The organism is Sphingobium sp. TomMM35A, from assembly GCF_054771735.1.
Genome location: NZ_BSRC01000001.1, coordinates 879,312 through 903,169 on the forward strand (window position 1 = coordinate 879,312; position 23,858 = coordinate 903,169).

Here is a 23,858-nt window from a genome sequence, read left to right on the forward strand (position 1 = left end):
TGTTAACCTTCGTATAGGACCCTAAGGGGGCTAATAAGCGGGGGTTGCAAACATGAATATCAGGCTGACCGGCTCCATGGTTGGAGCCGGATTATCGCTTTTGTGCGTCATGGCGGCGGGGGCCGCGACAATCATATCGGGCGGATCGTCACCCACATCATCGACTGGATCGACAACCACTCTGCTGGGCAGCGCACCAGCGTTCACCACATCTTCGACGACTTCGTCCACGACTGGTACGAGCCCGACCATAACGTCGAGCTTTTCCACTTTCGATTTCGCCAGCGGTACAAAGCTGCCGGACAAGGCGACACTGTCGCTGGGTAATGCCACGGTTCTTCCGGGCAGCGGCACTGCTTATGTGCCGGTGACGCTGGACCGGCCGACGCCCAACACGGTCATCGCGCGGGTCATCACGATTAACGGATCAGGCACGCTGCGAGCGTTGTCGGGATATAATTACCAGACCGTCGACACGGTCGTCATCTTCCGCCCCGGCGATCCGCTCGTCCAGACGGTCGAGGTGCCGATCACCAGCCTCGCCGAAGGACAGCAGTTCCAGCTGAAGCTGCGCGAAGCACCCTGGGGCGGCCTGCAGGGGCAATCGCTCGCGACCATCACCGCCACCAGCGCCGCCGCGCCGACGCTCAAGGCAAGCGGCACCTTCCGCCAACCTCGCGCCTTCGCGGCGACGGGCACGCTTCAGTTCGAGTTGAAGAAGGAAACGCACAAGCGCTCCCCTGACGGCGGCTGGGACCGCTGGGCCACCTCGCTCTCGCATGGCCGCACCCAGATCGCCAATGGCGAAACCGGCCTCTACCTCGATTCGTCCGTCTTCCCCGGCGTCGAGGGCCCCGTCTACTGGGGCACGCAGGGGCTCGTCCTGCACAGCCAGAAGCTCAAGACGCCGATCTGGTATGAAGGCCAGAACTGGTATTATGGCGCCACCGTACTGGACGGCCGCAACTTCATCGCCTCGCAGATTGGCTACGGCCAATATGAATGGGTGGCGAAGATGCCCAGCCGCCGCGGATCATGGCCTGCATTCTGGCTGATCTCCACCAGCGGCTGGCCGCCCGAAATCGATATCTATGAAGGCTTTGGCTACCAAAGCTATTGGGACTTCGACCGCCACATCGGCCAGACCATCCATGGCGGCAGCGGCGGCGTACGCAGCTTCCAGCGGGGCGTCACGATCCAGGCGGAGCAGGCTTACGGCCTGAACGGCTTCTCCCAGGGTTTCCACAGCTTCGCGGTGGATATTCAGCGCGACTATATCACCTGGTTCGTGGACGGGGTCGAAACCTATCAGTCGGTCAATCCCTTCCAGGGGCACCGCTGGTATCCGATCATGGACGTCGCGGTGAAGACGAGCGGGGCCTATGATGACGGCTCTGGCGACATGATCATCAAGAGCTTCCGCATCTACAGCGCGCCATAATGGCTGTGGACGCCGCCTGAGAGGGCATAGAGGCGTCCCCAGCATTTCACCCACTGCCCGGCAACGTCCACGCGGCGCGCGCCGGGCAGGATCAGCCCCGCAAGACCAACGGTGCGGAATGCCAATATGCCCAGCGTCCGGCCGAGCAGCGCAAGCCGGGCCAGGCGCCCCGGCCGCCGCTTTCGCCGTGCCAGCGTTTCGGTAAAGCCGATCCGCCACATCCGCTTGAGCACCCAGCTCAGCTTCGCCCGCTCCGGCGGAACCCATTCGCTGACACGCGCCTCGGGCGCCCAGGCGAACCGCGCGCCCGCTTCCCGCAACCGCGCCAGGAAATCCAGATCCTCGCCCCCGCTGCGATTGAAGCGCGGATCGAACCACGGCCGCGTCACCATCTCCAGCGCCCTGCGGCTCACCAGCAGGTTATTGCTGGCCCACAGCATCCCCGTCGCGCCCCAGGCGCGTCGTTCGGGCCGGAACACCAGCGTCTGCCCGGCCCATCGCGGGGGCTCTCCCGTAAAGTGAAAGTCGACAGGTCCCGCCACCACATCCGCGCCCACTTGCGCCTGACAGGCGAGCAGGGCGTCCAGCCAGCCCGGCTGAGGCCACTCGTCATCATCGATCATGGCGATGAACCGCATCGTCGGATCAGCCATCGCCGTTTCACATATCGCGTTGCGGACAGAGCAAAGCCCCGGCTCCACCACGCGCAGCAGGCTAAGGGGGAGGGGATAGCCGCCCCCCCGCAAAGCCTCCACCACAGCAGCGCCATCCGCTGCCTCCCCGTCATTGTCTGCGACCAGCACCATGACGTCCTGCCGCCGCACCTGCCGCGCCAGCGTTTCCAGCAAGTGCCGCAATTCGGCTGGCCGCTTGAATGTCGGGATGGCGATCCAGATCGGCTTGCCCATCATGGCGCCGCCGGTTCCAGTGCTGCCGGGCGCTGCGGACGTCCCTTTTGCATCCACTTGATCAGCTGATGCCCGCGCACCTCGATCAACAGGTAGCTGACCCAGCAAATCAGCCAGGTGACGACCAGCATCCCCAGCACGAACAGCCAATCCATCCCGGCAATCCCGTGCCGCTGCGCCACACCCATCGCACGCGCCGCGACATCACGCACCAACGGGTGCCAAAGATAGATGGAATAGCTGATGAGCCCTAGGTGAAAGCTAAGCCGATTGGCCATCACCGCCCGCGCTGCAGGCCCGTCATAATAGCAGCTCAGCACCAGCGCAGGCATCAGGCACACGACCAGCACATCCGCTCCCGGCAACAGCAGCGCCAGCGCAACCAGGGCGCAGACCCCTGCAAAGCCGCCCCTGCGATCGATCACTGCCCTGAACACAGGATGGTCCGCAACCCGATATGTCAGCACGCCCAGCGAGAAGCCCGCAAGGCAGCGCAACAGCGTCAACACGCTGTCGCTATCGTTGACGTCCAGCGGCCCGCTCGATCCAAGGCCTGACGATGCCACGGACATCAGCACCCCGATGCAAAGCGCCGCCTGCGCCCAGGCCAGGCGCGAAAAGGCCAGCATCGCAATCAGGGGATAGATCAGGTAGGCGGCGAGTTCCGTACTGACCGACCAGCTATTGCCAGCGATCGGCTCCGTACCCCATCCCCAGCTTTGCACCATGAATAGATTGCTGATCACGTTGCCCGCGTTCAAGTCGATCGACTGGTTGCCGGAAACGTTCAGCAGGATGCGAAGCCCGAACACCAATGTCACGATCAGGTGCAGCGGCCACACCCGGGCCATGCGATTGATCAGGAAATCGGCATAGCTTGCCCGGCTCAGATGCGTCACGACCCGGTCATGATAACCGTAGGAAACGACGAAGCCGCTCAGGATGAAGAACAGGTCCACGGCCAGATAGGCGCGCGAGAACAAGGGAATCGCAAACTGCGAAAAGGCCGGCTGATGCGGGATATGATAAAGCAGGACGGAAACCGCCGCGACCCCACGCAGCCCTGTCAGGGAAGCGACCCTCATGCCCGGGTCCTCCTGCCGGCAGGCGGCGCCGCATCGAACGCGCCCGCAATCGCATCCCAAAATGGCTTGCGCGCCATCTTGCCGTCGAAGGGCAGGCCACGCGACAATTGCCCGTCCGGCCACTTATATTCCGGATAATTGGACAGCCAGGAATATTGATCGGAAATGCCCCAGCAGAGCACTGATTCCACCGCAGGATTGTCCAGGGCGACGTCGAGGAAAGCCTTGCCGAACGCCGCAACCTCGCGATCCCGTTTCTCCGGATTGGGCGGCCCGCCACGATCGGCAATGTCCAGTTCGGTGATCGCCAGCTTCAGCCCATATCCGCTCAATGTGTCGAGAAAGTCGGCGAACTGCCGTTGCTTGAAGGACTCCCTATAGGGCTTCAAGTGCCCCTGAACTCCGACAGCATCGATCGGCACGCCGCGCCCGAGCAAGCGATCGAGCAGCTTCAGCATCGCCGTCCGCCGCCGTTCGCACCGCGGGGAATCATGCTCCAGTCCATAGTCGCCGAGGAACAGCGTAGCGTCGCCATCGACTTCTCGGGCGCGGTGGAAGGCAAGGTCAATATAATGTTCGCCCATGGCCTTCATCCAAAGGTTTTCCGCGCGCATGCCGTCCGCCCGGCCCTGGTTGGGTTCCAGCGTCTCGTTGACGACGTCCCATTCGCTGATCCGGCCCGCATAGCGGCGCATGGCGACGTCGATATAGCTGGTCATCAAACGTCGCTGTTCCGCTTTCCCGGCCCGTTCCACCGCTGGTTCCAGCCATGTGGGGTTGGCCGTGTACCAGACCAGCGTGTGCCCACGCGCCCGCATCCCATGCTGCTGCGCGAAATCGATGATCTCGTCCGCGCCCTTGAAATCATATCTGCCGGGCTTGGGTTCTGCGGTTTTGCGCTTCAGTTCATATTCCTGCACCAATATGTTGCATTCCCGCGCGGCCGCCGCGCGGTAGGCCCTGTCCTCGCGCAGCAGCCGCGACTTCACGGCCGCGCCGAAACAGCGGCCGGATTGTCTGGCGTGATCGGCCAGCCCTTCGCGCGACACCGCGCGCGCCGCGCCGGGCGGTATGGGGGAGCAGGCGGCCAAGGTCGCTGCGCCTGTTAGGAATTCGCGCCGCATCACAGGCTCTGCCTCCGTCCGGTGAAGAGGCGGGAGACATCGATCCACCGGTCGCAAAGGCTTCGATAAACACCGTCAGGCAGGACGATCTGCATCAGCACGGCACCCGCCAGACGTGGGCCATAAGCGCCATGCAGCAAGGCCGTCAGATAATAGCGGATGGCGCGCAGCCGCTCGGTCGGCCAGATGCTCTTTGCGGCATGCCAGCCCATATAGCCCGAAAAGGCACGCGTGGAGATATGCGGGCGCAGGTCGGCAAGCCACGCCAGGCTGCCGACATTGCCGCGAACCTGCGACAAGCGGTCCTGCGCCTGCCTGTCGGTCCAGATGGTGCCGGGGCGGCTCGCCATCACGAAGACTGCCCCTGCCAGCGACAGGCGCAGCGCAAAATCGGTATCATCGCCGAACTTCACATCTTCGCGATACCGCACCTTCTCCGCCAGCGAACGGCTGAGCGCCACGCTGCTCGTCTGGATGAAGCCCCGATCGCACATCAGGTAGCGGTCCACCGGCTCGTTGCGCTGTATCGCGCGTGGAGGCTTCAGAAAATTCCGCCCGCCGCCCCGGTCTGCCAGCACCTGGCCATAGGCAACGATATTCTCATTCTCCTCCAGCAGCGGCAGCAGGTCGGCCAGATGATGCGGCAGGAAACGGTCGTCGCAGTCCAGAAATGCGATATATCGCCCCCTTGCCTGATCGATGCCAGCGTTGCGCGCTGCCGATGCACCCCGGTTCTGCTGCACGATGATGGACAGGCGCGGGTCCTTGATGGCCTGAAGCGCTAATTCGGTGCCGTCGGTCGACCCATCGATGACGACGATCACCTCGATGACCGCGATGCTCTGTTCGAGCGCGGACAGCACTGCGGCCACGACAGCGTCGCGCCGCTGATAGGTGGGGATGACGACCGAGAAGACGGGTTCGGCGACGGCAGCCTGCAGCTGCGATGGCGATTGCCACGCCGTCATCACGACCGCGCCCCGCCATGGGCCGGTTCGCCTTTGCCGAACCGCAGCACGAAACGGTTCACCAGCGACCGGTAGAGCGGTTTTGGCAGGAACGATCTCAGCAGTTGCCGTGCGACCACCCTTGGCGGCACGCCGCCCGCAAACAGGCCGACCACCAGATCACGGAGGGCGGCGAGGGGCCGGACAGGCGCCATATGATAGGCGAGCACGGTCGCGCGATAGCCGCGCCGTGCCCGGCCAGTCAGCATATGACCGCAGCGGTCGAGCCAATCGAGCGACGTTTCATAGCCCCGGACATAGGATGTACGGCCCGCTTCGGTCGCATCGAGCCAGACCGTCAGCGGCTCCTCGACCATCTTGAACCGCGCTCCGGCGCCCTGCAACCGGACGCAGAAGTCCAGATCCTGTCCCTTTTTCAGGGCCGGATCGAACAGCACCTTGCGCGCCATGTCGCTTGGCACGACCATGGTCGAAGTCTGCATGAACTGATTGGCGCAGAACAGATATTCGCCGACATCCTCGCCGTCCCGGATGCCCCGATCGGGCCTTATCCAGTAACGGTCGACACCCCGGTCTACCTTCATCCGCGAATAGAGGACCGTGCGGCCGTCATCATCCTTCAGCGCGCGGGCCATGATGGATAGCTTGCCCGGCAGGAAAAGATCGTCGGAATCGAGGAAAGCGATATAGCGTCCCCGCGCTGTTTCGATGCCATGGTTGCGCGCCGCCCCGCCTCCGGCATTGTCCTGCCTGATATAGCGCACCCGCTTGTCGCCGATGGCTTCGATCGCAGGCCGGGGATTGTCTAGCGATCCATCGTCGATCACGACGATCTCGAAATCTTGCCAATCCTGCGACAGCACGGATCGGATCGTGTCACCGACGATCGCCGCGCGGTTGTAGAGGGGAATGACCACGGAAAAGAAGGGAGCGGCATCGCTCATGCGCCGTGCACCTTTCGATATTCTTCATAACGGAAACCGGCGATCCCGGCGATCTTGCCGATGGCGCGGTACAGCTTGCCCAGCCGCACGACGCGCTTGCCCCGGTCGAATGTTGTGGCAGCGCCCAGCGTGCCGACGAGGAACCCGGCGGCAATGCGCGGCGCTTCGATCAGCAGGGTACGCAGCCGTCCCTTGTGGAAGCGCTCGACCATCATGTCGGTCATGCCCAGCCGGTAGCCGCGCATCAGCAGCCACTTCGCCGTCACCCGGCTCGCCGGGATAAGCTCCGTCACCAGCGCCTCTTCCGACCAGGCGAAGCGGAACCCCTTGCGCGCCATGCGGCTGAACAACTGCTTGTCCGACCCGCCGGTCAGCGCCATGCGTTCGTCGAAAGGCCGCTCGCCCATCTGGTGCAGCGCCTGCGCGGTCATCAGTACATTGGCGGTACTATCGACCAAAGCCACCGGCCCCGACGTGCCGCGCCGCTTCGCCTGCAACAAGGGATGCCGCGCGGCCCAGTGCGCCACCCGCGCGTCCATCTCCCGCGCCACCGCTCCGCCCACGACATCGGCATTCCACCGCATGGCCGTGTCCACCAGCGCATCGATCCAGCCGGGCGATGCAGCCTCATCATCATCCAGCATGGCCACATGCGTCGCGCCGGGCCGCGCGAGCGCTTCCTCCACCAGCCTGTTGCGCACCACCGGAATGCCCCGCTCCGCCACCAGCAGCGCCTTGATCGGCCAGCGATAGCCTTGCGCCGCGAGCCGCTCGACCACGCCCATGCCTTCTGCCCGGGCCGCGTCATTATCGGCGACCAGCACCTCGATCTGATGCGCCGTCTCCAGCGCGGCGATCGACTCCAGCGTCCGCCGCAATCCCTGCGGCCGGTGGCATGTGGCAATGCAGACGATGATCCTAGCCATGGAAGGCCTCCCGGGAAGAAATGCGCCGCCGCTGCCACTGCGGGCGCGGCTTGGCCTTGAAGGTTGCGTGCGCGGTGGCGATCGCCGCGAGGAAGATCACCCAGACCTGCCGGTCCTTGTCGAAGAAGGAAGTTTCCAGCAGATTCTGGTACATGACGAACACCCAGATCGCGAAGGCTGGAACCATCAGATGCTGGTTCTCCCTGGTCGATCCCGTCAGGAACCAATAGGCCGGCAGCGCGAGGAAGCTCAGCAGCAGCAGCGCCAGCCCCAGCGGCCCGGTCGTCACCCAGATTTCCAGATAGCCGTCATGCGAATGCGCCGTCAGCATCTGGAATTGCTGATTGAGATAGTCATGCGCAGGGGAGTTCGCCCCCACCTGCCAGAAGCCGCCAAAGCCCGCCCCCAGGAACGGGTGGTCCGCCAGATAATCGAACACCACACGCCAGATCGACACGCGCCCGGTAAAGCTGGTCGGATCAGCGAACAGCCGTTCGATCGTCGGCTGGTAGGCGATGTAGAGCCCCAGGAACCCGACCATCCCAAAGCCAAGCATGATGAGCAGGATCGCCCGCTTCTGCGTATTGTCGCTCAGCGCGCGGTAGATGTTGCTGATCGCCAGCATCCCCACGCACAGCGCCAGCGACGTCTTGCTCTTGGTCCCGATGACGAAGACGAACGCCATGACGGCAAACAGCGCATAATACCATTTGCGCCGGTCGATCCACGCATTGCCGCACACGATGAAGCACAGCGCCATCACCGCGCCCGCGATATTCTTGTGGAAGAAGAACCCGCGCCACGCGCCGATCAGCGCCTTGTCGCTTTCGGTCGGCGGATGCACCGCCGCTGAGGTCAGCGGCATCGACACCCAGCATATCAGCAGCGAGGAGATCAGCGCCCATCGCAGCGCCGTCAGCAACCGTTCCGGCCCGATCAGCGCCAGAGCGCAGAAGGTGATGTAGATCACGATGAACTGCTGCATCACTCGCTTGAAGGACACGAACGGATCGACGCCCCAGCTGCAAGTGATCAGGAACCACACAAGCATGATCGCCAGCGGCCAGAAGGTGAACCGGTATTTCAGCGGATGCTGCCGCAAGACCTGCACCACCGTCAGCAGCAGCGCGAAGCCGATGAACAGCGCCTGCTTGAACAGGTCCGACCCGTCATTGTCCGCCGCCATCGCCACCAGCTCATCCTGCGTGCGCGAGGCAAAAGGCTGCTGGCCGATGAAGACCATCATCAGGAACACGAAGTAGAAGATCTGCGCGACCACGACCATCCGGCTGTCCTGCGAAGCCGCAGGAGAGGGGAGGGAGGGCGCAGTGCCCATGCGGTGCCATGCCGACGCCATGGTTTCAGCCCTCAGCCCGCTGGCTCGCCCGCCACTTGCGGTCGAGCTGCCAGATGCCCAGCATCATCACCAGCTGTGACAACACCACGCCCGCAATCGAAAAGATCGGCGCAACCGCCAGCGTCAGCAGCGTCACCGCCGCTATGCCGACGCCGCAACTGCGCAGGCTCTGATGCGCGAGCGGCCGGAACGCCTTGCGCGCCTGAGTCATCACGCTCATCGGCGTCTGCACGCACTGGACCAGCGACAGCAGCGCGCACAGTCCCACCGCGATCGCGACCAGCTGCCAATCCAGAGTCGGTTTCAGGATCAACTGTGGAAAGGCAAACAGCACCAGCGCCGCAAGCACGCATGTCCCCGCCCACAGGAATACCAGCGCGCCCATGAATATCCGCTCGGACTTGATCGCGCCGTCATGATCCCCGCGCGCCACCGCACGGGTCATGCGGGGCCGTTCCAACTGGGTAAGCGCGGTGATGCACACATTAACGGGCCGGAAGAACAGCATGCCCACCGCAACAGGCGCAAAGGCGGCAGGCCCGGCAAGCAGGGTCACGATATAGCTGTGCGCGTTCGACGTCGCCTCGGTTGAAAGCACCCCCACCAATGTCCAGCCGGACTGCTCGCGCCACACCGGGCGATAGGCGCTCAACGCCGTCGTGGGACGCATGATGAAGTGCCGCCGCACATAGGAAATTCCAAATGGCAACAGCCCGGCAAGGCTCGCAACGACCAGCATCGCGCCGATGCTCGCCAGGTCAGCGCCTGTCCGCGTGGCCACAAGCAGGCCAGCAACGATCGTCCCTGCATAGACGAGGTCCGATCGCGCCGCGCGCGCGGGCCGGTGATGCGCATAGGCATTGGATCGCCCGAACCAGCGGATGAGCGACAAGGTGCCCGCAAGCCCGAACATCGCCGCAGCTGCCGGGGATGCCGTGGCCCAGGCTATTCCCGCGCAGATCAGTCCCTGACTTGCCGCCAGAAGCAGGTTCACCGGAAAGAAGAAGTCGAATGACGTGCAATCGGCCCGGTCATCCTGATTGACCGCGATCGTGTAGGGCGTCGACACCAGCGCGTTGGACAGCCCATAGCCGAACTGGATGATCACCAGCAGGAAGGCCAGCGTACCGATCGCCGCCGTGCCCAGATGATGGATCGAAAAAAGCTGCACGGCCAGATGGCTGACCGACACGATGGCGGACGACAGGCTGGCAAGGCCAAATCGGCCAAAGACGCTTCCCAATTTCCTCACGCGCGTCTCCGGAGAGCAGGAGGTCGCGCGCCCTATCAGCTGCCCCTCTCGCTGCGGGTTGGGCAAGTCTTTCTCCAGTTCCCCCTCCCGCAAGCGGGAGGGGGTTAGGGGGTGGGCCTGCGCAACCGCTGTCCCATCAGCCATGGCGATGCTTCCAGATCAGCCAAAGCGCATGGGGATTGGTGGTGATGTAGCGCCAGGCCAGCTGCCGTGGCCGCGTCGCCATCCGGTGCAGCCATTCAAGCCCGGCATTCTGCATCCACATCGGCGCGCGTGGGTAATCGCCGGTCACATAGTTGAAGAGGCCGCCACAAGTGACGATCCACCCCGCTTTGATGCGATGTCGGTTACGTACGCAAAATGCCTGCTCGCGCGGCTTCCCCGTTCCTACCCAAAGCACGTCAGGCGCCGCCGCGTTGATCTCCTCTATCAGCGCGTCCTCGTCTTCCGCTTTCCAGAAGCCGTTGCGGCGGCCCGCCAGCTTGAGGCCCGGCGTCTGTTCGGTGATCCGCCGGGCGCACTCGGCATTCACCTTCTCCTCGCCGCCGAGCAGATAATAGCGCACGTCCTGTGCGGCTGCGCGCGGCAGGCTGTCGATGAACATGTCCGTGGTGCTCGACCGGTCCGCGATCGGCGTCTTGCTGAACCAGCGTGACGCCTTGACGATGATCTGCCCATCGGCGTGGATCAGGTCCGCCTGAGCCAGATCGGCCCGGAACTGCGGGTCGATGGCATTCATCGACAGGCCCTGTCCGTTGCAGTCGAACACCAGCAATGGCGTTTCCTGCTGCATCCGGCGGAGCGGCGCTTCTCGCACCATCTTCGTGATCAGGGCGTCGAGGGACAGGGTGGAAACCGGAACGCCGCCCACCACGACGTTCTTTTCCTGCATTTCTGCGGCAGGAAAAGGTTGAGGCAGGGCCCGCTCAGCACTCATGCGATGACCGTCCCGGCGATCGGCACGCCTTGCCGGTCAAGATCGTCGATGATGCGGCGCAGGTCGGCGATCGCGGTATCGCCGCGCCGCGCGACGATGACCACGGCGTCGAACCCTGCCAGGATGCTGCCGACCGGCGTCTGCTCGCCCTTGCGCTCGGCAAGGTAGAACAGCATCGATGTCTCCTTCAGGCCCCATCCATTGGCCGTGTCCGCCAGCGGGCCGCGCGTGATCAGGCTCGACGCGCTGCCCGAAGCGCGCCCCGCAGTCATCAGCCACAATCCCTCGATCGCGGTCTTGGCCGCTGGCAGCAGCGCCGCGCTGCCCATCAACTGTTCGGCCAGCCCCGACTTGTTCGCGACGCGGAACAGCCGGTCGAGCGACGGATTGCCCATGTCGACGTCGATCAACATCGTCTGACCGTCCATCTGCGCCAGCACGACCGCCAGGTTCCCGGCCATCACCGCAGCCTCGTTTCCGGCATCCACCGACAGCACCGCCAACCGCAGCGCGGACGGATCGCCCGCCTTCGCCGCTGCCCGCATCTTGGCCCGGACCGTCCTGACCTTGGCGGCATAGGGGCTTGCAGGATCAAAGGCCGCGACCACCGCCGGGTCTATCCGTTCATCTCCAGTCGGCAGCAGCGAAAATCCGCCCGCCAGTGCCGCCAGCAGATTGGCCGCCTCGGCATCCAGCGCGCCGATCTCCACTGCTGCCTCGTGAAAGGGAAGCCCATGTTCGCGCGCATGCATGTCGACGCGGGTGACGTCGGATTCCGCCAGGAACCCGTGATCGACCGCCAGCTTCGCAAAGCTCTGCTTGTCGCGTCCTCTGGGCCGGAGCGCGGCGGTCCCCCCGCCCGGCATCAACTGGGGTGGGGCGCCTGCCGTGGAACGCAGTCTCATGCGGCCTCCTGCCGATTGAGGAACCAGCCGCCCCGTGTGGGGACCGGCAACAGTTCGGTGATGACTTCAACTTCGGTCGCCTTGGCGACACCGGTTGCGGAACGGACGCGGGGCTTCAGGATCTCGGCGATGACGACTGCCGCCACCCCGCCGATCAGGCCCAGCGCAACCCCCGCGATCAGCCACAGCATGATGTTCGGCTTGGCTGGCAGCAACGGCACCGCCGCCTCGTCCAGCAAGCTGGCATTGGGCTGCGAAATCTGGCTCTTCAGCGTTGCTTCGTTGAAGCGCTGGCGCACCGTGTCATAGGTCTGGCGCGCGGCATCCACGTCCCGCTGCATGACCATCAACTGGTCCTGCACGTCCGACATGCGGATCATGCGATCTTCCTGGCCCGCCATGTTGGACTTGAGGTCCCCTTCGCGCCTGCTTGCCGCCCGGCTGTTGGCGTTCACCGCGCCCGCTTGGCTGGCGCGTGCCGCTGCCAGCTTCGACTGAAGCTCCGACAATTGGGCGTTGGCGGCGACCATGCTCGGATGGTTGGGGCCAAGGGTCTTCGACAATTCCGAAACACGCCCTGATTGCGTCGCCACCTGCTCCTGCAAATTCTGGACGATCAGCGACCCTTCGATGTCGGACACCGATCCCGCGCCAGCTTTCGACCGTGCAGCCGCCGCCTCGGCTTGCGCCTGGGTAAGCTGATAGGACAGGTTCTTCAGCTTTTCGGCCTCAAGGTCCATGCGGTTGATGCCGATAATGTCATGAGCCCGCTGGAAGTCGGACAGGCGCTTCTGCGCGAGCTCGTACCGGCGGCGCACTTCCTGCGTCTGCTCGTCGAACCATTTGGCGGAGCCGCGTGCCGGGGAGGCGCGCAGTTCGACCTGCTCGCGCATGTAGACTTGTGCGGCCAGGTTCGCGACCTTCGCCGCGATGGCCGGATCGGCATCCATATATTGCAATTGCAGCACATTGCTCTGCCGCCCGGTCGTCACGGTCAGGCTGGCCCGCACGCGGTCGGCCGCTTGCTGCACGCGCGCATCGAGCGGGACATCCTTCGGCAGTTCATCGACGAACCCGGCTTCCTTTGCCACCGCATTGATGACCTTGGCGGATCGGATGACGTCCGTTTGCGTGCCCAATATGCTGTCCACTTCCACCCGCGCGCCCGGTTGATTATTGGCGTCGGTCGGGTCTGTCTGGGACAGGTCCAGCAGCAGCGAGGATGTGGCCGCATATTGGCGGGGCTGTAGAAACGCCAATATGGCGACGATCAGGAACAGCGCGCCGCCCAGCAGCGCCGCCGTCCGCCACCGGGCCTGGACGGCGGACAGCAGATCGATCGGGTTCATGGTCATAGCCCGTCAACTCCTCGCAACATGGCGCGCATTTCTTCGGCAGGCGTCGGGGCAGGGGGCGTCGCGGGCACCGGCTGCTTTGCCATCAGCAACAGGAACTGCGGCGCCAGCGTATCTTCGAACATGAACAGTTCGCCGCCGGGCATCGGTGTCAGGATCGGCTCCAGCCGCCGCAGCGTGTCGGCGGCCTGACCTTCGTTGATCGATCCGCCGCCCAATACTTCATGGCTCAGGCGCACGAGGCGGTCATAAGAAATGACCGACATCTGGGCCGCTGCGACCCCTGCCAGCGCGATCATCCGCCGGTTCGCGCCCGCGTCCCACAAGATGCGGCGGAACAGCGCGTGCGTCGCTCCGCTCATCTCCGCCCAGTCTTCCAGCGCGGACGCCAGTCCCTGCTCCACGTCGGCCAGGGTCATGCGCTCGCGGCCCGCCGCTTCGGCGACGAGCGCCGCCTGCATGCCGAACAGCCGCGCATGATAGGGCGACCCCATCGCCGCGCCCGCCAGCGCGTCGAGCGCGTCCGGATCAAGCTTCAGCCGCGCATTGTCTGCGCAGCTCATCAGCAGCCGCTCCAGTTCCGGCTTCGGGATCGGCGCGACTCGCTGCGGCGCGATATGCCGCCGCAATGACGGATGCGCCGCGATCAGCCCATCCACGTCTCCCGCTATGCCGACCAGCACCACCTGGACCGGCGAGTGAATGTCGGTGAGCAGCTTCAGCAGCGTCGCCACATCCGATTTCGCCTCATCCGATCGGACCCGGTCATACTCGTCCAGGATTAAAATCGTACGCTGCCGTACGTCTTCCACCAGCAGGTTCGCCAAACGCGTTCCATCAATGGTTTCATTCATTAATTTGCGCGCTTTTTCCCGCCCCGCCCCACTCATCGGCAGTTCGCTCAGAAAAGGCCGGAACAACGCGTCGAAATCCGCGTCCCCACTCGCCGATCCATAAAGCGCGACGCATCCCGCCTCATCCGCCAGGTCGCCGAAAACCCGCGCCAGCGAAGTCTTGCCCGATCCCCGCGTTCCGAAGATCACCGCATGTTTCCGCTGAACGACGATCGCCTCGACCAGCTTCTCAAGCTCGCTGTTCCGTCCGGCCAACCCGTGCCGATCCGTCACCGGCATCGCCGTGCTGAAAGCGCTGTAAATGGAATCCCGCCGCAAGCTGATCGGCTTCAAAGGCGCCGCCATCGCACCCATGGAAAGAGCCCGTGGCGCTTCCGCTGCCTCATCCTCCTGCTGAATTGGCCGGAAGCCAGGTGCCACAGGTGTGTCGAGCAACAAGGGCTCAGCCGCCCTCATGCGAGGCTCGCCAGAATGCGTATCGGCAGAGGCCATGTTGCGGCGAAAGGACATGAGCCAGTCCAGCATGCCGCTGGGCCGATCCTGCGCGAAGCCATGATCGATCGTAGTCAAAACAGCTTCTCCCGGATGATGAGGACATCTTCAGGCTGAACCGAATCATCCAGGTTCGCCTGTATTTCCTTGCCTCCCCGGCGTACTTTTATGCGCTTGGTCGAACCCGCGAGCGTCGGTCCTCCTGCCAAAGCAAGGGCCTGGCGGAAGCTCTGGCCCGGTACGAAGGAGAAGGCGCCCGGCTGCTGGACCTGCCCGTAAACATAGACCTTCTCGGCCGGAGGAACGAACAATATGTCGCCCGGCTTCAACTGGCGGCTACCCCCCACTGCCATATCGGCAAGCGATATGCGGACAGCGCCGCTCCCATCGGCAGGCGTCAGGATGACGGCGTTGGCGCCGTCCTTGGTCGAACCGCCAGCCTTTGCCAGCATGGACGCCACGCTATAGTTGCGGTCGAGCGGGTAATTGCCCGCTTGCGGCACATTGCCCAGAACAGTCACGAAGCGACTGACATAGTTGCTCACCTCTACATTGACCGATGGATTGGTGAGGAACCCGCCGCTTGCGTAGTTGGCAGCTATGGTCTGCGCCAGTTGAGATGTCGTTTTTCCTCGCGCCTGAACGGGTCCGATCAGGGCGAGCGTGACCGAGCCATCCTCCTTTATCCGCGTAGTTGACGACAGGTCCGGTTGGCCAAAGATCGAAATCTTCACTTCGTCGTCGGGACCAAGCAGATATCCTGCGTCGGCTACCGGCTGGGCTGGAGCAGTCGCCGCCGGGGCGTTCGCGACGCCTGTTTGCGCCGACGCTGGAAACACCGCGGCAGCCGTGAGGAAGATCGAGAAGCTGGTCAGGAGGGTCTCTGCTTTCACAGCTCATGCTCCTTCATGTTCGAGGGTCAAAATCTGATCGCCGCGCCCAGCGTCACCTGGGTTCCGCTAAATTCGGCGACATCCGTATCAGTGCGCCGCTTATAGCGCTGCGCATCGAGCGAGAGGTCGAAACGGTCCGACAGCTTGCGCTTCAGCATCGCGCCAAAGCGCTGGTTGCGGTCGGCCGTGATCGAAAATGGACGCAAGGCGGCATCCTGCCGAAACTTCCGCTTTTCCAACTCGCCATAAAAGCCAGCTGATGTCAGTTCCGAGATCGCGAACTCGCCCGCCAGCCTGTGCCGGCTGCGGATTGCGAAGCCACTGGCAATCAGGCTGTCGTTGACGATGCTGCGCTCGGTCGTGGCCGTCAGCTTGAGGCGCGGTACGATGCCGGTGGAAACACTGACGTCCCAACCCAGGCCATTATAACTGCCGACCGCGGGAGAGTCGCTATCTACGTCCAGCCAGCGAAGCTCGGCGTCCAACTGCGTGATCGGAGAAACTTCGCGCTTGAACCGTAGTCCATAGCTGTTGGTGCGGTTCTCGATCCCCAGCTTTTTACGATCGCTGTTCACGCGCTCGTAAAATGCCGTCAGCGTGCCCAGGCTCGGCATATTATAGCCGATCCCCGCCATGTAAGTGTCGCTGGTCTGATCCGCGAAATCAAAGGCGTCATCATTGCGGGTCAGGTCGCGGCGATAGGATGCGACGGGGAAAAGGCCTGGACGTTCGCAGCTCAGGTCCGCGCCGAATGTGGCGAATCGCTGGAGATTTTCGGTCTGCTGGTTGATATCCCCATAATCGGCGCGCTGCTGCCGATAGGATAGAAGTGGTGTGACAGAGCAAGTCGCCCCAAATCGTATCACCGCCTTCGCTTCGGTATCGAGCCGCAACTTGCTCCGCTGACCTTCGGAGATAAACTGGTCATATCCGACACGACCACGCAGCAGAAGATCGTGACGTCCTATTGGTTTGCCATAAGTCAGCTCGGCCCAAGGCGTGACAATGATGTCTTTTGTCGGGTTCTCTATCTGATCATCGACGCGATAGACGTTGTCATCATAAAGAAGATCGATGCCCGCCGTCGCGTGCAGCCCCAATGTTTTCAGTCGGGCGCCCTCATCAACCTTTGCTGACTGGGCGGTGACGGCAGAAGGGGTAGCGGCAACGGCAGCGCAGCTGACCGCTACCGCTGCTGCTCTGTGAACAATGAAGAAATTTTGTATGGCAGGCGCGCTGAGGCGCCTCCAAAAACGCGGAGTGTAAGCAATAGCCAAATGTGCAACCCTTTATTGCATTGCAGCAATGAGGGCATGCTAGTCGCGTTTGGGGACAAAACGAACCTCTGCAGGCGCAGCTTGTCGTAACTAAACCACGCTTCGTTTCATCGCAAAAACGACTGATCAGCAACGCATGTCGCCTGCTGACAACTGTTCATCTGGCAGCAAGGAAAAGAGAAGAGGGATTCACAACTTTGTAGAAACGAAGGATATGCGTTTCAGGAGATGAGTAGCCAGCCTATCGCGCCTACCGCAGCTGCGAAGCTGAAAATCCCCGCCCAGCGAGACAGAATCTCGACGCCGCGATCGGCGCGGTCGGCAAATGGCCGCTGGGCCAATGATGGCTGGGGAGGAATGGGACGAGCCGTTGAGCCGCCTGTGGAAGAAGGTCGCGCAACTGCGACCGGCGCAAGATCGTCTGCCACTTGATAAATCCGCCCTGTTTCAGATGACGGACATATCCTATTTTACGGTTAACAAATAGTTGGCGCGAAGATCAGGTGCGCCTCGCTCTATCGCAAAATCAAGAAGGTGGTGCAAAAATCCCACGCGATCCATCTGTAACTGATCGCCTTAATAGGCGTTGCGATGCACCAGCACGCTGAAGGTCCCGATCAGGATGGCGATATCGCGCATTAGGCTCCAGCCATGGAGGTATTCCAGGTCTGCCTCGACGCGGTTGAGTATGTCGCGGCGAGTCTCGGTCGCTCCGCGAAATCCGCGTATTTGAGCCAGTCCCGTAATCCCGGGCTTCAGCGCATGCCGATGCCAATATTGGCGGTCGACCTGCCAGAACAGTTGTTCTTCCGCCGTCGATCCCAAAGCATGGGGACGTGGTCCGACCAGACTCATTTCGCCGAGCAGCACATTGATCAACTGCGGCAGTTCATCAATGCTCGTCTTCCGGATGAATGCGCCCACCCGCGTTATGCGATTGTCGTCGCGGCGCGTGGATGACGCTCCCGCAGCATCGCATTGCTCCACACGCATGCTGCGGAACTTCAAGATGTGGAACAGCCGGTTTCCGCGGCCGATGCGCTCTTGCTTGAAAAAGACGGGGCCGGCCGAGTCCAGCCGGATAGCGATCGCCACAGCGATCATCAACGGCGCCAATGCAATCAACAGCGGAACGGTGATGGCAATGTCCAGAAGCCGCTTCTGCGCGCGATTGGCAAGGTTCAGCGGGCCGCGTGCTACGACGAGCGTTGAAACGCCACGGTGGTTCTGCACCGCCAAAGGCGCCATCGAGTCCAGCTCAGGCACGATAATTTCGCCCAGGATGTTGCCACCCTTAAGCATTTGCGCCCAATCGGTCTTGCGATCTCCAGGGCAGGATATCACCACACGATCAAAGTCCCGCAGCAATGTGCCGAGGCGATGCAACATATATGGGTCGTCAAGATCAGCCTTGATGCCCGCCGCTTCTGCATCGACAATCACCATGCCGCTGACATCATCGGGAATGACGCCGCCATCAATGATCATCAATTGCGCAAATAAATTGTCGCTGAAATTCCGTTGCACGGCGCGCACGATGAAAAGTCTCTGCACGACCAGCAGCGTTACGCTGCATATGATGCCGGACGATATGCCAAGACGTGAGAGTTGGCCTGTTGCCTTCAGAGAGAACAGTGTCAGAAGAAAGATCAACAATGTCCCGGCAAGTGCGAGCGCCGCGTTGCGCAAGCTTGGCGTCAACTGGGTAAGGCAAACAGAATTGAAGGCCTGATTGTGAAAGGCCACAATGCCGTAGACGACCATTCCGCCGCCAAGTGGTTGCCATAGATCGGCGAAGACCAATGGCACACCAGATGCGCGGAGACCAAGAACAAAGCCGATCGCCAGCGCTGCCATATCGGCCGCTGCCAGCAACAGGCACAGCCAAAGCCTTACATTCCGCTGAATGGCGGCTGTTGTAGGCTGACGACTAGGGAAACCCTCGATCGCCAGATCGATTTTCGACATCTGCAACCCTTTTTTGTCCTGACGTCAATCGCCAGCCGTCCCGAAAGACAACTTGCATGCATCAGACATCCGCTGCCTTGAGATTATGTTGCGGAGCAGCAGGACATAAATGTGAGAGGCTGACAATCATGCATGGGACACCCGGACGCTCTTTTCCGATGATCCGTTCGGCTCAGCGGCTGTGACGCCCGACTTCCACGACGACCCGAAATTCAATGGCGGAAATGTGCAAGCGAAAATTTACCACTGAACGGAGCAGCTTGCCCGAATCATCTTAGGCAATTGGCGAATCAGCTGACCAGCCACCAGCCGAGCAGGCCCAGTGTCGCAAGCAAGACGATGGGGCCGGCCCAGCGCGAGCAGAACTGGATGCCGGTTTCGGCATTCTCATATGTGAAGAGCTCAAAGTGCTTCTTTGGAGAAGACGTCTTGATCGCAGGATCGTGCCGGGGCGCGACGGACAATTCCGTTGTATCGGCTGTCTTATCCTGAGGTTGAGGTGACAAGTCGATCATCTGCAAAGGCCCCGAGCAATATGCGCCTATATCACATAGGAAAACTGGCTCAAAAAAGAAGTGGTCTGTCAGGATTTTCCTACGCTTCTTAAGGAGCAACGCCCCAGACATGATCTTGGTGGCCGCGAAAGATCTCCGAAGAATGGAGCGGAACATGCCGTGGTCCGAAATCCATCATGTTCAGTTTGGAAGACAGCGAATTGACGCATCGTCGCTTGTGGCGGCTAATCGACCGCATCTCACAAGATGGATAGCAGGATCAGATGCCATTGAGGCGAGGAGCAGAAAATGGCGGCCCGCCTGTCATTAAAAATTCGATAAATTAGGTTATTTGTCGTCGTCAGATGCCCGCCTATGCCTTTGAACAACCATTTGAATCCGTTCCAGTAATGGACCTCTTCATCTGGATCAAATTTGTGTATCTTGAAATCAGTTCAGCGGCATGACCTATTGTTCAGCGCAGGCATATGCCCGCATTGCGACCCAAACTGGCCCCGCTACTCAGCTTTGAGAGCGGGGTTTTTTGATGGGGCACCGAGCTAAAGCAATTCGGCTGGCCCCAGTAACCGGACGGGTCGTCGCAGGCCTCTTCTGCTCGCGCGGGCGCGTAGGCAGGGGCGAGCCCAGCCGTCCCTTCCGAAAAGATCGCCATCCTTCAATGAAATTACCACGGTTCCTTTCGTCCTCCGCGTTTGACATGGCCATCGACCTTGGCACGGTGAACACAGTCATCCATGTCCGCGATCGCGGGATCGTCCTCAATGAGCCGTCGGTCATAGCCATCGAGACCCAGCAAGGTTTCCGCCGCGTGAAGGTCGTAGGCAATGAAGCCAAGCTGATGATGGGAAAGACGCCCGCCAATATTCAGGCAATCCGGCCGCTTCGCGATGGCGTCATCGCAGACATCGACGTGGCTGAGCAGATGATCAAACACTTCATCGACAAGGCGCTGAACGGCAGCCGGTTTGGACGCCGTCATGAGGTGGTGGTCTGCGTGCCTTCGGGATCAACCATGGTGGAACGGCGGGCTCTGCGCGACGCTGCCGCCAATGCGGGGGCGGCCCATGTGCAGTTGATCGAGGAACCGATGGCGGCAGCGATCGGCGCGGGCTTGCCGGTGACGGAGCCGCGCGGCGCAATGGTGGTCGACATTGGCGGCGGGACGACGGAAGTCGCGGTCCTGTCGCTGCGGGGGATCGCCTATAGCAACTCCGCGCGCGTCGGCGGCGACCGCATGGATGATGCCATCGCTTCCCACATCAGGCGCAACCACAATCTGCTGATCGGCGAAGCAACTTCGGAGCGGGTGAAGTGTGAAATCGGCGCGGCGACCCTGCCTGACGGTGAGGGGCGGCGGATCATCGTCAAGGGGCGGGACCTGGTGAATGGACGCCCGGCCGAAATGACGATCAGCGAAGCGGAGATCGTCGAAGCGCTCGCTGAACCGGTCGGCCAGATCAAGATGGCGGTGCGCACCGCGCTGGAGCAGACCGCACCTGAGCTGGCGGCGGATATTATCGAGGAAGGCATCACCCTGACCGGTGGCGGCGCGCTGCTGCGGCGGCTCGATGAAGCTCTGATGGAGGAAACAGGCCTGCCGGTGAAGATCGCAGAGACGCCGCTGATGTGCGTTGCGATGGGCGCGGGGAAGGCTCTGGAAGATAACGCCTATCAGGGCGTCCTCGCCATTTCCTGATCGTTAGAGCAAGCAGCTGCCTACAAGCGCCAGTGCGCAAAGGAAAGCGACATCTGTAGTTAGCCAGCCGAACGGGTTGGTCCACCTGCCCTTTGTGCGCGCGCCTACAACTGATGGGCTACATCATCGGCAGATACGGCTATCCAGAGGAAGCCAAGGCCATCTGGCGCCAACACTGGCGTAGGTAGACGATCCCCGCGCTCATCATCTTCACAATCCGCGCGAGCCTGTCCGGTCGAGCGAAGGCGCTTCCAATGGTTCGGGGATATTCTACGGACTTGTCCTCGCCATGGTGACCGGAAGGTCAAACGAGACCGCTGGGCGCCAGGTTCAAGCCGCTAACCTGGGATATCGGCAACCAACATGAACTTGCGTCGTAGGCGCGGATTTTGAAGGGCATGGCCGACCGCATGTCACATTGGATAGCGTCTATGCGGGCAGGGGAATATGCCGCCGCTTGGGCGCTGGCCGAACAGGAGTTGGCAGAGCGTGATCCAGCCAGGCGGGACGATCCGACGCTTCCCTATCATATGCGTTGGGTTTGGGACGGCCGTTCCTATCGCGGTAAGCACTGCCTGATACGCTGTTACCATGGACTGGGCGACACGATCCAGTTCGTCCGTTTTCTTCCGCTGTTGCGAGCGAGGACGCGATCGCTGACCCTGGAGGTGCAGCCACGGTTGCTGCCTGTTTTGCAGCGATCAGCAACGCGAGCGGGCGAAACGTCCATCCGCTTTCTTCCTTTCGACGAGGCACGGCCGCTCCCGCCATCGGAATGCGACATGGAGATAACCGAGCTGGGCTTCGCGTTGAAAGCGAGGCCTGAAGACACATCCGTTCCTTACCTTACTGCTAGTCCTGGAGTGCTGCCGCGCGGCACGGTTGGACTTTGTTATGGGGCGGGGGAGTGGGACCCGTCCCGATCAATCGCCCCTGAACTGCTGTCCCCGCTGTGCAAAGAAGCGCGCTGCCTCAGTCTGATGCCTGAGCCGACCACGCTTCCGGTCATCAATCGGGAGGGCTGTCCCTTTGACATGGAGGCGACGGCGGCTTTGGTCGCGGCCACGGACCTCGTAATCACGGTCGATACGATGATCGCTCATCTGGCTGGGGCCATGGGCAAGCCGGTCTGGTTGCTGCTTAACGCAAATCCGGATTGGCGCTGGCCCGCGGCTGGCATCCGGACGCCTTGGTATCCGTCGATGCGCATCTATGCCGATCAGGATGGCGGCGGCTGGGAACCAGTGGTGGAACAGGTTCGGCGCGATCTGGCGATGCGCTATACCGGGTCAGCGAAAGGTTAGTGCAATGGGACAGATGCCTACGCCTTCGGTGCCCGTGTCCTGGGGCGAGTTGATTGACAAGTTGACGATACTGGAGATCAAGCGTGCCCGCATCGAAGCGATCTCTGCCCATAGAAATGTCAGCAGGGAATATCGGCTGCTGAGCGTCATCGGCGCGGAGGCGTTGAAGGTGCCCGAAGTCGAGCCGTTGCGTCACAGCCTGAAGCAGGTGAATGAAGCATTGTGGGATATCGAAGATGCGATCCGCGAACGAGAGGCCGCCGTCGATTTCGGGACGAGTTTCGTCGCTTTGGCTCGCTCAGTTTACCAGATGAACGATCGGCGGGCGGCCATAAAGCGTGAGATCAACCGCGTGCTGGAATCGGAATTGGTGGAGGAAAAAAGCTATGCCACGGAGGGTAAGAATTCGGGGGCATTCCAGTGCCACTTGCGAGAAGGCGCGTCGTTGGCGGACCGGACCCGTTAGATGCACGGCAGGCATCAGCCGCTTCTGGGCAGGCGCCTTGGCATCCTGACCTTTCACCGTTGCATCAACTATGGTTCCTATTGGCAGGCTCGTTGCCTGGTAGACGGCCTGAGAGCGTTGGGCGCGGACGCGGTGCTGCTGGATCACGAATGCGCAGCTGCGGCAAGGGCCGAAATCAGATGCGCCTTTCGTCCAACCTTGCCTCAACCGACGCCGAGGTCGGACTTCGCAGCCTACGGGCGCAAGACCCGGAAATTTTTAGAGGCGTTCGCTCAGTTGCCCCTGTCAGTCGCTTTTCCTCTCCACTGCCCGGACAAGCTGGAGGAATATGACGCTATCATCGTAGGCAGTGACGAGGTGTGGAACCTTCGCCACCCCTGGTACGGGGGATGCGCGACATTCTATGGAACCGGCCTTCGCGGGCGGGTGATTTCCTATGCCGCCAGCTTCGGCAATCAGGATGCTGCCGATGGACTTCCGCCCTATTGGGCGGATCAGTTGCGCGGCTTTGCTTCGCTTTCGGTGCGGGATGAGAATAGCCGGAGCATGGTTCGCTCGGCGCTGGATGTTGATCCGGCCCTGGTGCTGGACCCGTGTCTTCAGTTCCCGCCGCAATTCGCTGGCGAAGAGAGGGAAGGGGAGGGGGTGGTAGCCGTTTACGGACATAATTTCCCCAGCTGGTTGTCGGATCATGTCCGGGCATGGGCCATGAAAAGCGGCCGCCGGATCGTCAGCATCGGCTACCGCAATGATTGGGCCGATGAGCAGCGCCTCGCCTGCGGACCGCATGAATTTGCGCGTTTCATGGCGAGCGCGGATGCCGTCGTGACCAGCTTCTTCCACGGCTGCGTTTTTGCGATTTTAAATCAGAAGCCGTTCGTGACGGTGCCATCTTCCTATCGCGCCAACAAGGTTCATGATTTGATACGGCGTTTGGGATTGGAGCGCCGACTGGCCCGGCAGGGATCGGGCGCGGGACTTTATGCCTCTCTACTTACCGACCCGCTTGACGATCGAGTGAGCGACCGGTTGTCGCGGTTGCGGCAACATTCAGCCGATTATCTTCTCCACGCGCTGGTGCCCTGAAGTCATGGGTCGGGATGAGCCTGTCAGTCCACTGGACATGGTGCGATCCGGCCTTTGCATCGGGTGCGGGGCATGTGTGGCCGAGGCGGCTTGCAGCGGCGCCCG

At 62.1% G+C, this 23,858-nt stretch carries 21 protein-coding genes; 5 read left to right on the top strand and 16 right to left on the bottom strand.

Annotated features, from left to right (window positions below):
- Positions 1–52: 52 nt before the first annotated feature.
- A complete protein-coding gene (locus ACYU8T_RS04420) occupies positions 53–1,441 on the top strand; it encodes a glycoside hydrolase family 16 protein (protein WP_461158626.1) in 1,389 nt (462 codons plus the stop codon).
- Here ACYU8T_RS04420 and ACYU8T_RS04425 read toward each other — a convergent pair.
- From ACYU8T_RS04425 to ACYU8T_RS04500, 16 genes are all read right to left on the bottom strand, one after another.
- The gene (locus tag ACYU8T_RS04425) at positions 1,426–2,352 is read right to left on the bottom strand and encodes a glycosyltransferase family 2 protein (RefSeq protein WP_461158627.1); all 927 of its coding nucleotides are present in this window, start codon (positions 2,350–2,352) and stop codon (positions 1,426–1,428) included. The two genes, ACYU8T_RS04420 and ACYU8T_RS04425, sit on opposite strands and share 16 nt — an antisense overlap.
- Positions 2,349–3,434: an acyltransferase family protein gene (locus ACYU8T_RS04430; RefSeq protein WP_461158628.1), complete on the bottom strand. Its 1,086-nt coding sequence runs from the start codon at positions 3,432–3,434 to the stop codon at positions 2,349–2,351. Before ACYU8T_RS04430 ends, ACYU8T_RS04425 begins: the two co-directional genes overlap by 4 nt.
- Entirely contained in the window at positions 3,431–4,558 is a 1,128-nt protein-coding gene (locus ACYU8T_RS04435; RefSeq protein WP_461158629.1) for an endo-1,4-beta-xylanase, read from the bottom strand. The genes ACYU8T_RS04430 and ACYU8T_RS04435 overlap by 4 nt, the downstream gene beginning before the upstream one ends.
- Positions 4,558–5,526, bottom strand: a complete 969-nt coding sequence (locus ACYU8T_RS04440) for a glycosyltransferase family 2 protein (protein WP_097091719.1) — start codon at positions 5,524–5,526, stop codon at positions 4,558–4,560. Before ACYU8T_RS04440 ends, ACYU8T_RS04435 begins: the two co-directional genes overlap by 1 nt.
- Complete coding sequence (locus tag ACYU8T_RS04445; RefSeq protein WP_247230965.1) at positions 5,526–6,470, bottom strand: glycosyltransferase family 2 protein; 945 nt, start codon at positions 6,468–6,470, stop codon at positions 5,526–5,528. Before ACYU8T_RS04445 ends, ACYU8T_RS04440 begins: the two co-directional genes overlap by 1 nt.
- Positions 6,467–7,396 carry a glycosyltransferase family 2 protein gene (locus ACYU8T_RS04450; RefSeq protein WP_247230966.1) on the bottom strand — a complete coding sequence of 310 codons (930 nt, stop codon included), beginning with the start codon at positions 7,394–7,396 and terminating at the stop codon, positions 6,467–6,469. Before ACYU8T_RS04450 ends, ACYU8T_RS04445 begins: the two co-directional genes overlap by 4 nt.
- The gene (locus tag ACYU8T_RS04455) at positions 7,389–8,753 is read right to left on the bottom strand and encodes an O-antigen ligase family protein (RefSeq protein ID WP_461158630.1); all 1,365 of its coding nucleotides are present in this window, start codon (positions 8,751–8,753) and stop codon (positions 7,389–7,391) included. Before ACYU8T_RS04455 ends, ACYU8T_RS04450 begins: the two co-directional genes overlap by 8 nt.
- 4 nt (positions 8,754–8,757) lie before the next feature.
- Positions 8,758–10,005 carry a polysaccharide biosynthesis protein gene (locus ACYU8T_RS04460; protein ID WP_461158631.1) on the bottom strand — a complete coding sequence of 416 codons (1,248 nt, stop codon included), beginning with the start codon at positions 10,003–10,005 and terminating at the stop codon, positions 8,758–8,760.
- Positions 10,006–10,141: 136 nt separating this feature from the next.
- A complete protein-coding gene (locus tag ACYU8T_RS04465) occupies positions 10,142–10,942 on the bottom strand; it encodes a WecB/TagA/CpsF family glycosyltransferase (protein ID WP_201514314.1) in 801 nt (266 codons plus the stop codon).
- Positions 10,939–11,847 carry a P-loop NTPase family protein gene (locus tag ACYU8T_RS04470; protein ID WP_461158632.1) on the bottom strand — a complete coding sequence of 303 codons (909 nt, stop codon included), beginning with the start codon at positions 11,845–11,847 and terminating at the stop codon, positions 10,939–10,941. Before ACYU8T_RS04470 ends, ACYU8T_RS04465 begins: the two co-directional genes overlap by 4 nt.
- A complete protein-coding gene (locus ACYU8T_RS04475; RefSeq protein WP_461158633.1) occupies positions 11,844–13,202 on the bottom strand; it encodes a GNVR domain-containing protein in 1,359 nt (452 codons plus the stop codon). Before ACYU8T_RS04475 ends, ACYU8T_RS04470 begins: the two co-directional genes overlap by 4 nt.
- The gene (locus tag ACYU8T_RS04480; RefSeq protein WP_461158634.1) at positions 13,199–14,626 is read right to left on the bottom strand and encodes an ATP-binding protein; all 1,428 of its coding nucleotides are present in this window, start codon (positions 14,624–14,626) and stop codon (positions 13,199–13,201) included. Before ACYU8T_RS04480 ends, ACYU8T_RS04475 begins: the two co-directional genes overlap by 4 nt.
- A complete protein-coding gene (locus ACYU8T_RS04485; RefSeq protein WP_461158635.1) occupies positions 14,623–15,441 on the bottom strand; it encodes a polysaccharide biosynthesis/export family protein in 819 nt (272 codons plus the stop codon). The genes ACYU8T_RS04480 and ACYU8T_RS04485 overlap by 4 nt, the downstream gene beginning before the upstream one ends.
- A 26-nt stretch (positions 15,442–15,467) precedes the next feature.
- Entirely contained in the window at positions 15,468–16,541 is a 1,074-nt protein-coding gene (locus tag ACYU8T_RS04490) for a hypothetical protein (protein ID WP_461158636.1), read from the bottom strand.
- Between the two features lie 753 nt (positions 16,542–17,294).
- Complete coding sequence (locus ACYU8T_RS04495) at positions 17,295–18,686, bottom strand: sugar transferase (RefSeq protein ID WP_461158637.1); 1,392 nt, start codon at positions 18,684–18,686, stop codon at positions 17,295–17,297.
- 290 nt (positions 18,687–18,976) lie between these two features.
- Complete coding sequence (locus tag ACYU8T_RS04500) at positions 18,977–19,201, bottom strand: hypothetical protein (protein WP_461158638.1); 225 nt, start codon at positions 19,199–19,201, stop codon at positions 18,977–18,979.
- Positions 19,202–19,859: 658 nt separating this feature from the next.
- On the opposite strand from ACYU8T_RS04500, the gene ACYU8T_RS04505 reads away from it, so the two are divergent.
- The 4 genes from ACYU8T_RS04505 (at position 19,860) to ACYU8T_RS04520 (ending at position 23,753) form a co-directional block, all read left to right on the top strand.
- Entirely contained in the window at positions 19,860–20,897 is a 1,038-nt protein-coding gene (locus ACYU8T_RS04505; RefSeq protein WP_097091709.1) for a rod shape-determining protein, read from the top strand.
- Positions 20,898–21,295: 398 nt separating this feature from the next.
- Positions 21,296–22,201 (top strand): glycosyltransferase family 9 protein, encoded by a 906-nt coding sequence (locus ACYU8T_RS04510; RefSeq protein WP_461158639.1) that lies wholly within the window; start codon positions 21,296–21,298, stop codon positions 22,199–22,201.
- 4 nt (positions 22,202–22,205) lie between these two features.
- Positions 22,206–22,667 carry a DUF6165 family protein gene (locus tag ACYU8T_RS04515; RefSeq protein ID WP_461158640.1) on the top strand — a complete coding sequence of 154 codons (462 nt, stop codon included), beginning with the start codon at positions 22,206–22,208 and terminating at the stop codon, positions 22,665–22,667.
- Positions 22,668–23,753, top strand: a complete 1,086-nt coding sequence (locus ACYU8T_RS04520; protein ID WP_461158641.1) for a polysaccharide pyruvyl transferase family protein — start codon at positions 22,668–22,670, stop codon at positions 23,751–23,753.
- Positions 23,754–23,858 lie beyond the last annotated feature (105 nt).